This is a genomic window from Alphaproteobacteria bacterium (genome assembly GCA_040216735.1).
In the GTDB taxonomy this organism is placed as follows: Bacteria; Pseudomonadota; Alphaproteobacteria; order SHVP01; family SHVP01; genus CALJDF01.
Genome location: JAVJOO010000005.1, coordinates 118,097 through 130,965, shown reverse-complemented (window position 1 = coordinate 130,965; position 12,869 = coordinate 118,097). Strand labels below are relative to the sequence as shown.

Below are 12,869 nucleotides of genomic sequence, written 5' to 3'. Positions count from 1 at the left end.
GCGGCCTCTCTATTTCATTGGGTAAAGCGGTCGATCGCGGGCCGAGCAAGTTCGGCTGCCAGGAGATCGAATACCATACGAATGCGCCGGCTTGTATTCAGTTCGCGGTGGGCGGTAATCCACATAGGTACAACGATTGGATCAAGTGACGGCAACACCCGCCGCACCGCAGGTTCGGCATCGCCGATATCCTCTGGCATGACGCCGATCCCCACACCCCGTTTTACGAGTTCCCACAGAACCAAATGACTGCCGGCGATGACCGGGAAGTTGCGCGGTCGGAGGGTGAGGCCAAGAGCGTTGAGCGCATCGAGCAACGCCGATGTGCTGTCGAATCCGATGAAATCCGCGGCGGCGAGGTCGTCAGCGGTTTTCGGTTCTCCTACTCGCTCGATGTAGAGGGGCGACGCATACAGCCTAACCGCATCGTCCCTCACTTTTTTTGCGACGAGGTCCGGCTGCGTTGGCCGGAAGTTGCGAATGGCGATATCAGCCTCCCGGCGCCGCAAGTCGCTTGGCGTGTTAGAGGCCACCAGTTCGATTTCGATTCCCGGCGCGTCGCGTCTCAGGCGTTCGACGATCGGTGGGAGCGAGAAGGCAGCGATCGCTTCGCTGGCGGTAATGCAGACGCTCCCCTCGATGGATTGCGCCTGTCCTGACGCCGTGAGTGACAAGCGGCCGGCGGCGTCGCCCATCGACCGGACATGCTCCAGGAGGTCGAGCCCGATAGGCGTCAACACTAGGCCGCGGCCCGCTCGCTGAAAGAGGACCACTCCCAATTCCTGTTCGAGGGCATCGACCTGGCGGCCGAGCGTCGGCTGAGTCATGCCCAAAGCCCGCGCCGCCGCGGACAACGATCCCTCTTCGGCCGTGACGAGAAATGCCCGGGCCCGGTTCCAATCGAATTTGACCGATCGCCAATCCATACGAAAACGCATATCAAATGTACAGATTTAGTCAATTACCCTGACAAGAGTGCATGGGTATGAAGGTCCTCGTCCACCAACACGAGGAGTGACCCCATGTCCAACCGTCTCCCAGCACGCTTCCCCAAAGGGCAAACCAGAACGGCAGGTGCCCTATACCTGGCGATTATCGTCTTCGGGGTTTTCAGCGAAGGTGTTGTCCGGGCCGCACTTGTCGTGCCGGGCGATGCGGCCACGACTGCAGCGAACATCCTTGCCGCGCCGGGCCTTTTTCGCCTCGGCTTCGCCGCCGATGCGGTGATGGCCCTGTGCGATGTCGCGCTTGCCGTGCTTCTCTACCTTTTGCTCAGGCCTGTCAGCCAACCGTTAGCGCTGTTGGCGATGGTGTTCCGATTGATCCAGACCTCGATACTGGGCGTCAACCTGTTGAACCATTATGCGGCGTTGATGATCTTGGATGGCGGGAACACGCTGGTTGCCTTCGAAGCGGATCAGCTCAATGCGATGGCATTATATTTGTTGAACGTACACAGCCACGGGTACGATCTCGGGCTCTTGTTCTTTGGCATCAATAGCCTTCTCGTCGGATATCTGCTGTTCGTAGCAGGCGGCGTACCGCGCCGTCTTGGCGTCCTGATGGCAGCCGCGGGTATCGTCTATCTTGTTGGCAGTACGATCAGATTTCTCCTGCCCGACGCGTCGCCCGCTTTTGCGCCAGTCTACGTCGTGCCGCTAGTGGCCGAGAGCGCATTCTGTTTGTGGTTGCTGTTCCGGGGGGTCGACCTCGTGCCGTGGCGCCGGCGACGCAGCGCGGAACACGTGGCGTCTTAGGTGTTCTGGGTCAGTCGCCGAGGCGCGGCGTCCAGCCTTCGATGGAGCGGTATTGCGGCGGCTGGGGTAGGGCGTAGCCCATCGCCGCCGCCGCGTGCCGGGCGTAGTAGGGGTCGAACAGATGGGCCCGCGCCAGCACGCAGATGTCCGCCCTGCCCCCGGCGAGGATCGCGTTGATGTCGCCGTAAGACTGGATATTGCCGACCGTCATGGTCGGCATGTCCACGTCGAGGCGGATGCGGTCCGCAAACGGCGTTTGGTAGAGGCGGCCGTACTCCGGTTGCTGGTCGGCAACGACCTGGCCGCTGGAAACGTCGACGATGTCGCAGCCCATCCGCTTCAGCGCTGCGGCAAGTTCGACCGCATCGTCTGGGGTGGCTCCGCCAGGAGCCCAATCGGTTCCGGAGACCCGAACGGACATCGGTTTGTGGGCGGGCCACACCGCGCGGATCGCCATGAAGACCTCCAGCGGATAGCGCATTCGGTTTTCGAGCGAGCCGCCATAGGCGTCTGTGCGCTGGTTGACCAACGGCGACAGAAAGCTCGACAGCAAATAGCCGTGCGCCATGTGCAGCTCGATCATGTCGAACCCGGCGGCGTCGGCCATTTCAGTCGCGCGAACGAAATCGCTCCTGACTGTCGTCATGTCGTCCGGGGTCATTTCGTGCGGGATCTGGTTCGCGCCGCTATAGGGAATTGCCGATGGTGACAAGAGGTCCCAGTTGCCGCGATCTAAAGGCTCGGTGTCGCCCTCCCAAATCAATTTGGTCGAGCCCTTACGGCCGGCATGGCCGAGTTGGAGCGCGATCGCCGAGGCGCTGTGGCTGTGGACAAAGTCGGTCACCTTGAGCCAGGCGCCGACATGCTCTTCCTTGTACATCCCGGCACAGCCCGGCGAGATGCGTCCTTGCGGGCTGACGTCGGTCATTTCGGCGATGACCAATCCGGCGCCACCTACCGCGCGGCTGCCTAAATGGACGAGGTGCCAATCGTTTACGGTGCCGTCGATGGCTGAATACATGCACATCGGCGAGACCGCGATCCGGTTGGAAATAACAAGGTCGCGCAGTTTGAACGGGGTAAAGGCTGGCGGTATGTGCTTCGCGGTATCGAGATTGACGCCGCTTTGCTGTGCCGCGCGGTCGGCGAACCAGTGATCGATACTGCGTACGAAATTGGCGTCGCGTTTGCGCAGATTCTCGTGGTTGATGCGCAAGGATCGGGTCAACAGGCTGAAAGCGAATTGCGGCGGGTCGAGTCGGTCGTAATAGCGTTCGGTTTCCTCGAACCATTTCATGCTGACGCGTGCTGCGCGTTGAAGACTGATGACATCGGGACGGCGTCCGGTTTCGAACGCGGCCAAGCCCGACGCTACCGACTCCGCCCGCGTCAACGCCTGTGACAAAGCGATCGCATCCTCCATTGCGAGTTTGGTGCCTGAACCGATCGAGAAGTGCGCGGTATGGAGGGCATCGCCGAGCAGAACGATATTGCCGCGCGACCAGTGCCTGTTGCTCAGTTCGGGGAACGTTCGCCACTCCGACCGGTTGCTGATGAGGGATGCCCCATCGAGTTCGCGTTCGAACAGGTGTTCGCAAAAGGCGACGCTTTCTTCTTCGCCGACGTGTTCAAGGCCGGCCCGTCGCCACGTGTCTTCCGTCGTCTCGACAATGATGGTGGCGTTGCCGTTGGCATAAGTGCCCTGGTCGTATTGATAGCAATGCGCCCGCCAAAGGCCGTGGTCGTTGCGCTTGAAGTAAAAGTTGAACGCATCGAACCGTTTGTTCGCGCCCAACCAAATGAACTTGTTGGGCCGCATCGCGATTTCGGGTTGAAAGTCGTCGGCATATTTGGTGCGGATGGCGCTGTTGACACCGTCGCCGGCGACGATCAAATCGAGTGGTCCGAGGTCGTCGAGGGACTCGACCCGGGTGTCGAAACGAATGTCTATCCCTAGGCGCCGCGCGCGTTGTGCGAGAATCTGCAACAGCTTCAAGCGGGCGAGCCCCGCGAACCCGTGTCCGGTCGAACGCACGACTTCGCCCTTGAAGTGGATGTCGATATCGTCCCAATGGGTAAACTGTTGGGTGATGTCGTGCAGCGTTTCATCGTCCGCATCGCCGAAGCCGGCCATGGTCGAATCCGAAAATACGACCCCGAAACCCCAGGTTACGTCGGCGGGGTTCTGCTCGTAGATGGTGATTTCGGCGTCAGGCCGCGCCTTCTTCATCAAGATGGAGAAGTAAAGCGAGGCCGGGCCGCCGCCAATGCACGCGATCTTCATGCCGCCGCGCCTTCATGGTTGCGCAACGTCTGTTGGGCGATAATCAACTTCTGTATCTCGCTGGTGCCCTCGTAGATCCGTAGCGATCGGATTTCGCGGTAGAGGACTTCGACGGGCGATCCGCTGACCACGCCAAGGCCGCCGTGAAGCTGCACCGCGCTGTCGATCACTTGCTGGGCGATTTCGGTTGCGTGCAGCTTTGCCATCGCGGCTTCGCGCGATATCCGCGTACCTTGCGTATCCTTGGTCCATGCTGCGCGGTAGATCAACAGCGCTGCGGTATCGATACCCAAGGCCATGTCGGCGATCCGACTCTGGGTCATTTGGTGGTCGGCGAGCGCGACGTTCCCGATGTGCCGCGCCTTTACGCGTGTCAGGGTTTCATCCAAGGCGCGCCGTGCGAACCCGAGCGCCGCGGCACCCACGGTCGAGCGGAAGGTGTCCAGCGTGGCCATCGCGATCTTGAAGCCGTCGCCTTCGCTACCGATCAGGTTTTCGACCGGGATGCGGCAGTCTTCGAAGATGAGGCGGCCGAGCGGGTGGGGCGCGATTATCGCAATCGTTTCAGCGAGGCGCAGACCCGGCGCGTCGGCCGGCACCACGAAGGCGGAGAGTCCTTTTGGCCCCGCCGCGCCAGTGCGGGCGAAGACGGTATATTGCGTCGCGATCCCACCGTTCGAAATCCAGGTCTTTTCGCCGTTAAGAACGTAATGGTCGCCCTCGCGCTGCGCTTGGGTGGTCATGTCGCCCGGGTTCGACCCGGCTTCCGGTTCGGACAGGGCGAAGGCACCGATGCGGGTTCCATCGGCGATCCCCGGCAGCAGGTCGCCCTGTTGGTCCGATGTGCCGAACAACGAGACCGGCGCGGCCCCAAGCCCCTGCATGGCAAACGCGAAGTCGGCAAGCCCGAGGTGGCGGGCCAGCGTTTCGCGGACGAGGCACAAACTGCGCACGTCGAGTCCGTCCAGCGCACCGTAAGGGGCAGGGACGGCATAGCGTAACCAGCCGCCTTTGCCCAACACCGTAACGAGATCGCGCGTAGCATCGGCCACCGTCGCTTCGACGTGAGCCCGTTCCTCGAAGGCCGTCAGCGTCACTCCAGCCCACTGCTCGAGCGCATCGGCAAGGTCACGGTGCCGGTTCTCAAAGAACGGCCAGGTAAGAAAGGTACGGTCGGCCATCAATTGCCCTCGAACACCGGGGATTGTTTCGCGGCGAAGGCTTCGAAGGCGCGGGTAAAGTCGTTCGTCTGCATACAGATGGCCTGGGCTTGTGCTTCGTGTTCGATGGCCTCGCCGAGCGGCATCGACCATTCCTGGTCCATCATCCGCTTGGTCATCGAATGGGCGAAGAACGGACCCTCGGCAATCTCGCGCGCTTTGTCCTGGGCATAGCCAAGCACGGCATCGGGGGCGACAAGGTCGTTGAAGAAGCCCCAATCGTGGGCCTGCTGGCCCGCCATCATCCGGCCCGAATAGAACAGTTCGGCCGCCCGTCCGTGACCGATTATGCGCGGTAGCATGGCGCAGGCGCCCATGTCGCACCCCGCCAACCCCACCCGCGCGAAAAGGAAGCCAACCTTGCTGCGCTCGGTGCCGTAGCGCAGGTCTGCCGCCATCGTCACGCAAGCGCCGGCACCGGCGCAAATCCCGTCGACAGCGGCTACGATCACTTGCGGGCAGGCGCGCATTGCTTTGACCAAGTCGCCGGTCATGCGGGTGAAGCGCATCAGCGCCGGCATGTCCATCTTGGTTAGGGGGCCGATGATTTCGTGCACGTCGCCGCCGGATGAAAAATTACCGCCCGCGCCGGTAACGACCACGGTACGGACGCCCTCGCTGTCGGACAGCGCACGGAAGGTATCGCGCAACTCGGCGTAGCTGTCGAAGGTGAGCGGGTTCTTTCGTTCGGGCCTGTTCAACGTGATCGTGGCAACTTGGCCATCGAGATTCCAGTCGAAGTGCTGCGGGCGGAAGGTAGCGGCATCGAAGCTGTTCATGTCGGGCGACTTTCGGCGTTGGAAGAAACGGACTCGAGCGATTGTGCAATCGACCCTTTGAGAGTCGCGAGAAGGCCATGCAAGCGACCGAGGTCGGATTGACCGGTGCCACCCATCAGCTCGCTAATCCAGTGTCTGTGGGCCGGGTGCATCCGCTCGAATGCGGCCCGGCCTTTGCGGGTGAGGCGGACGCGCTGGACTCGCTGATCCTGGGGGTCGGGTTTGCGCGTAGCGTGACCCTGTGCGACCAGCCGATCGACCAAACTTGTGGCGTTCCCGTTGGTCACCATCAAGCGGCGCGACAGGGCCGACATCGTAAGGCCGTCGGCCTCGCGGTAGAGCTGCGCCACGGCGTCGAACCACGGCAGGGTCACACCGAATTCGCGCCGTAACCGGCGGCGGATTTCCGCTTCGATCATGTTGGCGCACGAAAGCAATCGTAGCCACACCCGCAGATCCAGAGTGTCGTCCTGCGCCGCAGCGGCCTCGTAGTCCTGGGGCGGTAAGCCGATATTCACATCACCTCGCCGCCGGCAACCGCGATGGATTGGCCGGTAATGGACGACGATGTGGGCAGCACAAGCCACAGAACGGTCGCGGCGACCTCGGCCGGGTCGATCAGGCGTCGCTGCGGGTTGGCGGCGGTGAACGCAGCGACGGTTTCTTCGCGGGTCCGACCGGATGCCGCCGCCGCTTGATCGATTGCATCTGCTACCATCGGCGTGTCGGTATAGCCCGGGCAAACGGCGTTGACCGTGACGCCCTTGCGCGCGGTGTCGAGGGCGACCGCACGGGTAAGCCCGATGACGCCGTGTTTGGCCGCGCAATAGGAGGGAACGTAGGCGTATCCCTTGAGCCCGGCGGTCGATGCCATATTGACGATCCGCCCGTATCCTGCCGCGAGCATCGACGGCAGAACGGCCTGCATCGCAATGAACGTGCTAGTCAGGTTCAGTAAAATCGTCCGATCCCATTGCGCGCGGCTCTCGTCGAGCAGGCGGGCGCTTTCGGCGCCGCCGGCGTTGTTCACAAGGATCGTCGGTGCCCCGAGCTCCGCCGTCGCCGAGGCGAGCATGTCGGCGATTTGTTTTTCGTCGGTCGCGTCCGCGCCGTAGCCGTACGCCGCGACACCATGGGCGGCGGAGAGGTCGGTCGCGACCGTGCGTACTGCGTCGCCGTCCCGGGCGGTCAGCGATAGAGTTGCGCCGGCATCCGCAAGCGCGGCGGCAACCGCGGCACCGATCCCACGACTGGCGCCGGTTACGAGCGCATGCTGGCCGCTCAAAGGTTTGCTCACGCCAAGCGCCTTTCCTCGGTTACTATTTTAAGCCTAAAATAGTTTATCTAGGCTGGCAATCGAGAGCGCCGTGGAAATCATACAACCCGACGGGTGGGCGCGACCGCGCGGCTATAGCAACGGTATCGTCGCCGAAGGTCGGTTCTTGGTCGTGGCAGGACAAATCGGTTGGGACGCGGACCAACGGTTGGTCGGCCCTGACTTCGTGGATCAATTGCGCCAGGCGCTGCTCAACATCCGCGCGGTGCTGGCGACCGCCGGCGTCGGTCCGGAAACGCTGGTGCGGCTAACCTGGTATGTCACCGATATCGCGGACTACCGGTCTCGCGTTGCCGACGTGGGCGCGGTCTACCGCGAGGTGCTGGGCAAGATCTTTCCGGTCATGGCGGTCGTCGCGGTAAGCGAATTGGTTGAACCCGGCGCGAAAGTCGAGATCGAGGCCACCGCCATTCTGCCGCGCTGAGCGGCGCGACGCGTTTCAGGCAACCGGCTTTTTCGCGATGATGAACACGGCCTTGTTGGGGCCCGGTCGCCATTCGTGGTCGATGTTGAAACCTGCATCCTTCATCTCGTGCAGAAGTTCGGTCGACGTGAAAAAGCGCAGAACTAAACCGAAGAGCCACGCGATTGCCGGCACGATTGGCCGCAGCCATTTCATCGAATCGCCCAAGCAGATGGTACTGCTGACGAAGATCCCGCCTGGCTTCAGCATTGTGTAAACCTTGGCGATAGTGCCGCGGCGGTCGGGCAACAAATGCAGGATGCTCAGGCCCAGAACCACATCGAACGCCTCGGCGGGGGCCATAAAGGAGTCCAAAGTGGCGCACTCGAATGTGACGTTGCGAACGCCGGCGTCGGCGGCCTTGCGGCGCGCGATCTCGATCATGTTCGTCGAGATGTCGATGGCATGGATGTGCGCGACGTGTGGCGCATGGGTAATCGCCGTCGACCCGGTCCCGCAGCCAAACTCCAGAACCGCCATGCCGGGTTTCAGATAGCTGCGCGTGATCGCGAGCTTCTTCTGATAGCTCGCTTCGTCTGCAACGGGGCGGCGCGCGTAGCCAGCCGCCATGCGGTTCCAAAATTTGGCGGAGTGGCTCATCGGTCGCGGTCTTTGGTCTTCACGGTGCAGAGCGTCATTTCGATAGGTTATGTCACCGCTGCCCTGGTTTTGAACCGGGGCGTGTCCCAGGCGCGCGTTTCCATGATGTCGAACAGGGCGTCGGCGGCCTGCCACACATCGACGTAACCGATATAGAGCGGGGCAAAGCCGAAGCGCACGATATCGGGTGCACGAAAATCGCCGATTACGCCACGCGCGATCAACGCTTGCATCACGGCATATCCGTGAGGATGGCGAAACGATACCTGCGAGCCGCGGCGGGTGCCGTCACGCGGGCTTGCAAGTGTGAATCCTTGCCCTGCGCACCGTGCTTCGACCAGTTGGATGAACAGATCGCCCAGCGCGACGCTCTTGGCGCGGAGCGCCGTCATGTCGACATCGGCCCACACATCGAGCGCGGCATCGAGCGCGACCATCGACAGAATGGTCGGCGTTCCAGACAAGGCACGGCGTATACCGTCGGCCGGTGCGTAGTCGTCAACGAATGAAAACGGATCGGCATGGCCCATCCATCCGGTAAGCGGCTGATGGAACTCGGCTTGAAGGGATTTAGGTACATAGACGAAGGCCGGCGCACCGGGTCCGCCATTGAGGTATTTATAGGTACATCCCAGTGCGAAATCGACGTCCGCACCCGCGAGGTCGACCGGCAGTGCGCCGGCGGTATGGCACAGGTCCCAGATCGTCAGGGCGCCGGCCCGGTGGGAGCGAGCGGTCAACCCTGCCATGTCGTGCACCGCACCAGTCTTGAAGTTGACGTGGGTGAGCGCCACTACTGCAATCGTCCCGTCAATCGCCGCTGCGAGTTCTTTAGTCGGTACGATGCGGCAGTTATAGCCGTCGCCCATCAGCGCCGCTACGCCCTGGGCAATGTACAGATCGGTCGGAAAGTCGCGCGCTTCCATCAGGATCGTCCGGCGATCGGGTCGCAGCCGCAGCGCGGCGACCAGCAGTTTGAACAGGTTGACCGAGGTGCTGTCGGCGACGATCACATCCTTGGCCGCCGCACCGATCAGCGGCGCGATCTTGGCGCCGAGTTTTGCCGGCAGGTCGATCCAGGCAGCATCGTTCCAACTTCGCACCAAACCCTGACCCCAATCTTCGGTAACGGCACTTTGGAGACGGGCAGCAACGGTTTTGGGGAGGGCGCCAAGCGAATTGCCGTCGAGATAGATCACCTCTTCTGGCAACACGAAGGCGTCGCGGTGGCGGGCGAGGGGGTCGGCCGCGTCGCGCGCGGCGCAGTCGTCGAGGGTTGCCACACTCATAGGTCGGTCCGTGCGTCCCACAGTTCAGGAAAGAAGCGTATCTCGAGCGCGCGTTTGAGGTATCCCACGCCGCTGGTCCCGCCGGTGCCTCGCTTGTGGCCGATGATGCGCTCGACGGTGGTGCGGTGCCGGAACCGCCAAGTCTGGAATGCATCTTCGAGATCGACCAATTCTTCGGCCCATTCGTATAGGTCCCAGTGTTTTTCGGCGTTGCTGTAGATTTCGACCCAGGCCGCGCGCACGCTATCGTTTGAGTCGCGCGGTTCGCTCCAGTCGCGGTTCACTTCGCTCGGGTCGATCGCAAAGCCCTTGCGGGCCAGGAGGCCGATGGTTTCGTCGTAGAGGCTCGGCGCTTCCAGGACGGCCTTGAGTGCATCGTGCCATTCGGGCCGGTCCTTATGGGGCGCGAGGTATTTGCGATCCTTGTTGCCCATCATGAATTCTAGCGTCCTGTACTGAAACGACTGGAACCCCGACGCTGCGCCCAACGTATCGCGGAAGGTCAAATAATCGGTCGGCGTCATCGTCGCGAGGATGCCCCACGACTGGGTAAGCTGTTCTTGAATTTGGCTGACGCGCGCCGTCATTTTGAATGCCGGTCGCAGCGAATCGTTGCGTAGGTGCGCGACCGCCGCGCCGAGTTCGTGGATCATCAACTTCATCCACAATTCGCTGCATTGGTGCATGACGATGAACAGCATTTCGTCGTGCGCGGTCGAGCGTAGGTTCTGTGCTGCAAGCAAACGTCCGAGGTCGAGATAGTCGCCGTAGGCCATTCCTTTACCGAAGTCGGTATGAAAAGCCTCATCGGCGAGCCGTTGGTGAGTGAGGTCTCTGTTCTGGGCCATGTCGTTTCGGGCCAAATCGCCAAAAGGTTAGTTTCGATGAATGCTGCGCCGACACCATATCACGGCTTCGTGCCTAGATGTCGGTCGACCAGCACGAACCTTTCGCACTTAGGGTCGGCTCGTCTTTCTCTGGCGGCCTAGCGCCGCGCCGACTGGGATAATGTTGGGGAAACCAAACCCAGCGCCGTCAATACCGAACGAGCTTGGTCTACCCCAACCACACGATGGGCGCGCATGCCCATAGAGCTTGCTGCAGCAACGTTCGAGGCCGCATCGTCGAGGAAAACGACCTCGTCGGGCGGCACGCCCAGCGCGTCGATCACGTGTGCGAAAGCCGCGCGGTCTGGCTTCACATGGCCGATCTCGTGGGAGGAGAACGCGTAGGCGAACAGGCCACGGATACGGTCGTGATCCCTTTGCCCGTTCCAATGAATGACGTTGGAGTTGCTAAGGCAGGCCGTGGTGGCGCGGCGGCTTACGGCATCGACGAGGTCGGCTGCGCCGGGCGATAGTCCCTGCGGCCAACTGGCGAAGACGTGGAGGAACGCATCGGCTGTCAGGTCGAGGCGGTAGGCGGCGATGATCGCCGCAGCGAACGCTTCTGGCGTACAGGCGCCGCGCTCGAATAGTTGCACTGCGGGTGAGGCAAGCCAGTGTTCGACGACCTTCTCATGGTCGGGCTCGCCAAGCCACTCGCCGAGTACGCGGTAGCCGGCAACCTCGATCAGCACATTCCCGAGGTCGAATAGAACGACCGTCACTACTCCGCCGCAGCCTTTAGGTTGTCGTTTGTCTCGTCGAGGGTCTTTTGGAACAACGTCGCGAATTTCCCGTCGTCGGCATCGGCCATCGCTTGTAGACGAAGTGACTTGAGGACGGCGGCGGCGCCGTTGGGGGGCGTCCCGGCAAGCCAGGGCGCTACGATTTCCTCCATGACGCGAAGATACTTGCCGACACCGCGTTCGCGAGTCTCGCCGTAGCCCTTGCGCAGGCGCGGCAGCTCGGCGATCTCGCGTGCCAGCGCGACGTCCTTTGTTAGCGCGTTTTCGATCGCGGTGAGCCACGTCGCAATGTCCGCGTTCTCTTCGGCAAAACGTAGCGTGTGCGGTCGCCACCAGCGTAGCCGGGCGAGAAAAAAGAGCGCGAGGTAGCCAAGGACGGTGTCCGAGCGAATGCGCAATCCGATGTTCATTGTACTGCCGCGCCGCGCCGCCCAGCCCCGCACGCGCTTGCCAAGTCCCGGCGGCATCATGTCGGCCCACTCGGGGATCCCCGGTTTCAGAAATTCGGTGACACGTACGACCTGGCCGGGCGCCGCGCCGATGTCCCGCATCAGTTGGCCGCGCCGTGCGCCGCGCGACTTGACCTCGGCTACCCGAACGATGTCCTCAAAGCTCATCCACACCGCGAGTTGCTTTGCCGCATCGGAGGACACGGTGCCCGGTGCAATTCCAACCCGTTGTTCGGCGGCGGCAAGATCGCGAGTACGGTCGACCCAGCGAAGGGCATAGGCCTTGTTTTGAAACCGGGTCAATCGAGGCAATGCCTCGCGCGCGATTTCATGGAGTTCCGCGGGCAGCGTGTCCTGCGCACGAGCGGTCAGCGGGGAGACCTGGGTCGTTCCCCGCTTCAGGGAGGGTGTCGCGGCGGGAGGCGGTTTGCGCACGGCAGCTAGCCCGATATCGAACCCCTTGAGGTTCTCCGTGACAGCCTTGCCGGCTGCGCGCACCGCGTGCCGGTAAACGTCATCGTCGAACGGCAACACACCTGCGCCCGCGATCGTGCCGAGTAGGACCGCGTTGAGCGACACCCGCTTTTCGCGGCTCAGCGCGGCGATATCGAACAGGATCGGTTGCTTGGCCAGTTCCTTCGCGGCGGCGGCAATGCGGTCCGAATCGTAGCGCCCGTCGGCGGGGACGCTCTTCTCGGCAATAGCGAATATGCGATGGGTCGAGGCGATTAACGTCGTGCGCTCGGGCGTCACGAAACCGCGCTCCATCGCCCGTCCGGCCTCCAGAATTTCGGTCGCGACGACGAGGTCCAAGGTACCGGGATTTGGAAACAGCGCGAATACCGGTTGCCGGTCGCCAAGGTCGCCGCGCTTCGTGGGCAGAATTTCGAGGTAGTAGGTGGTCGCGCCTGTGCGCTGGGCCACACCCGGTACGGATGTTCGCTGCACCGGATAGTCTTCGGCGGTCGCTGCCTCTGTCAGCCAGTCGGCCAGCACGCCGCCGCCTTCGCCGCCAAGGGCGCCGATCAGCAGGCAAAGGGGACGGAGGTCTTGCGTGCCCAC

The 12,869-nt window shown here is 62.5% G+C and carries 13 protein-coding genes; 2 read left to right on the top strand and 11 right to left on the bottom strand.

Translation table 11 applies throughout. The features are described 5' to 3' along the window. Window positions 1-14: 14 nt before the first annotated feature. A complete protein-coding gene (locus RID42_13845; protein MEQ8248754.1) occupies window positions 15-926 on the bottom strand; it encodes a LysR family transcriptional regulator in 912 nt (303 codons plus the stop codon). 96 nt (window positions 927-1,022) lie between these two features. On the opposite strand from RID42_13845, the gene RID42_13840 reads away from it, so the two are divergent. Continuing rightward, on the top strand, window positions 1,023-1,757 hold the full coding sequence (locus RID42_13840; GenBank protein ID MEQ8248753.1) for a DUF4386 domain-containing protein: 735 nt from the start codon (window positions 1,023-1,025) through the stop codon (window positions 1,755-1,757). A gap of 10 nt (window positions 1,758-1,767) precedes the next feature. On the opposite strand, the gene RID42_13835 is transcribed toward RID42_13840, so the two are convergent. Genes RID42_13835 through RID42_13815 form a run of 5 tightly spaced genes read right to left on the bottom strand, consistent with a single transcriptional unit; the run spans window position 1,768 to window position 7,337 of the window. After that, window positions 1,768-4,041 (bottom strand): bifunctional salicylyl-CoA 5-hydroxylase/oxidoreductase, encoded by a 2,274-nt coding sequence (locus RID42_13835; protein MEQ8248752.1) that lies wholly within the window; start codon window positions 4,039-4,041, stop codon window positions 1,768-1,770. Beyond that, complete coding sequence (locus RID42_13830) at window positions 4,038-5,222, bottom strand: acyl-CoA dehydrogenase family protein (protein MEQ8248751.1); 1,185 nt, start codon at window positions 5,220-5,222, stop codon at window positions 4,038-4,040. Before RID42_13830 ends, RID42_13835 begins: the two co-directional genes overlap by 4 nt. Further along, complete coding sequence (locus RID42_13825; protein ID MEQ8248750.1) at window positions 5,222-6,040, bottom strand: enoyl-CoA hydratase family protein; 819 nt, start codon at window positions 6,038-6,040, stop codon at window positions 5,222-5,224. Before RID42_13825 ends, RID42_13830 begins: the two co-directional genes overlap by 1 nt. Beyond that, entirely contained in the window at window positions 6,037-6,558 is a 522-nt protein-coding gene (locus RID42_13820) for a MarR family transcriptional regulator (GenBank protein MEQ8248749.1), read from the bottom strand. The genes RID42_13825 and RID42_13820 overlap by 4 nt, the downstream gene beginning before the upstream one ends. Further along, the gene (locus tag RID42_13815) at window positions 6,555-7,337 is read right to left on the bottom strand and encodes an SDR family NAD(P)-dependent oxidoreductase (GenBank protein MEQ8248748.1); all 783 of its coding nucleotides are present in this window, start codon (window positions 7,335-7,337) and stop codon (window positions 6,555-6,557) included. The genes RID42_13820 and RID42_13815 overlap by 4 nt, the downstream gene beginning before the upstream one ends. 70 nt (window positions 7,338-7,407) lie before the next feature. On the opposite strand from RID42_13815, the gene RID42_13810 reads away from it, so the two are divergent. Then, window positions 7,408-7,800 (top strand): RidA family protein, encoded by a 393-nt coding sequence (locus RID42_13810; protein MEQ8248747.1) that lies wholly within the window; start codon window positions 7,408-7,410, stop codon window positions 7,798-7,800. A 15-nt stretch (window positions 7,801-7,815) separates the two neighbouring features. On the opposite strand, the gene RID42_13805 is transcribed toward RID42_13810, so the two are convergent. The 5 genes from RID42_13805 to RID42_13785 form a co-directional block, all read right to left on the bottom strand. Then, window positions 7,816-8,439: a class I SAM-dependent methyltransferase gene (locus tag RID42_13805; protein ID MEQ8248746.1), complete on the bottom strand. Its 624-nt coding sequence runs from the start codon at window positions 8,437-8,439 to the stop codon at window positions 7,816-7,818. A 47-nt stretch (window positions 8,440-8,486) separates the two neighbouring features. Then, on the bottom strand, window positions 8,487-9,728 hold the full coding sequence (kynU, locus tag RID42_13800) for a kynureninase (protein MEQ8248745.1): 1,242 nt from the start codon (window positions 9,726-9,728) through the stop codon (window positions 8,487-8,489). Next, window positions 9,725-10,576: a tryptophan 2,3-dioxygenase gene (gene kynA / locus RID42_13795; GenBank protein MEQ8248744.1), complete on the bottom strand. Its 852-nt coding sequence runs from the start codon at window positions 10,574-10,576 to the stop codon at window positions 9,725-9,727. Before kynA ends, kynU begins: the two co-directional genes overlap by 4 nt. A 137-nt stretch (window positions 10,577-10,713) precedes the next feature. Further along, window positions 10,714-11,337: an HAD-IA family hydrolase gene (locus tag RID42_13790; protein MEQ8248743.1), complete on the bottom strand. Its 624-nt coding sequence runs from the start codon at window positions 11,335-11,337 to the stop codon at window positions 10,714-10,716. After that, window positions 11,337-12,869: an indolepyruvate oxidoreductase subunit beta family protein gene (locus RID42_13785; protein MEQ8248742.1), complete on the bottom strand. Its 1,533-nt coding sequence runs from the start codon at window positions 12,867-12,869 to the stop codon at window positions 11,337-11,339. The genes RID42_13790 and RID42_13785 overlap by 1 nt, the downstream gene beginning before the upstream one ends.

Bases quoted from the DNA above. Each gene is read 5' to 3' on its own strand.
- RID42_13845 (MEQ8248754.1), bottom strand. From the start codon at position 926: ATGGATTGGCGATCGGTCAAATTCGATTGGAACCGGGCCCGGGCATTT.
- RID42_13840 (MEQ8248753.1), top strand. From the start codon at position 1,023: ATGTCCAACCGTCTCCCAGCACGCTTCCCCAAAGGGCAAACCAGAACG.
- RID42_13835 (MEQ8248752.1), bottom strand. From the start codon at position 4,041: ATGAAGATCGCGTGCATTGGCGGCGGCCCGGCCTCGCTTTACTTCTCC.
- RID42_13830 (MEQ8248751.1), bottom strand. From the start codon at position 5,222: ATGGCCGACCGTACCTTTCTTACCTGGCCGTTCTTTGAGAACCGGCAC.
- RID42_13825 (MEQ8248750.1), bottom strand. From the start codon at position 6,040: ATGAACAGCTTCGATGCCGCTACCTTCCGCCCGCAGCACTTCGACTGG.
- RID42_13805 (MEQ8248746.1), bottom strand. From the start codon at position 8,439: ATGAGCCACTCCGCCAAATTTTGGAACCGCATGGCGGCTGGCTACGCG.
- kynU (MEQ8248745.1), bottom strand. From the start codon at position 9,728: ATGAGTGTGGCAACCCTCGACGACTGCGCCGCGCGCGACGCGGCCGAC.
- kynA (MEQ8248744.1), bottom strand. From the start codon at position 10,576: ATGGCCCAGAACAGAGACCTCACTCACCAACGGCTCGCCGATGAGGCT.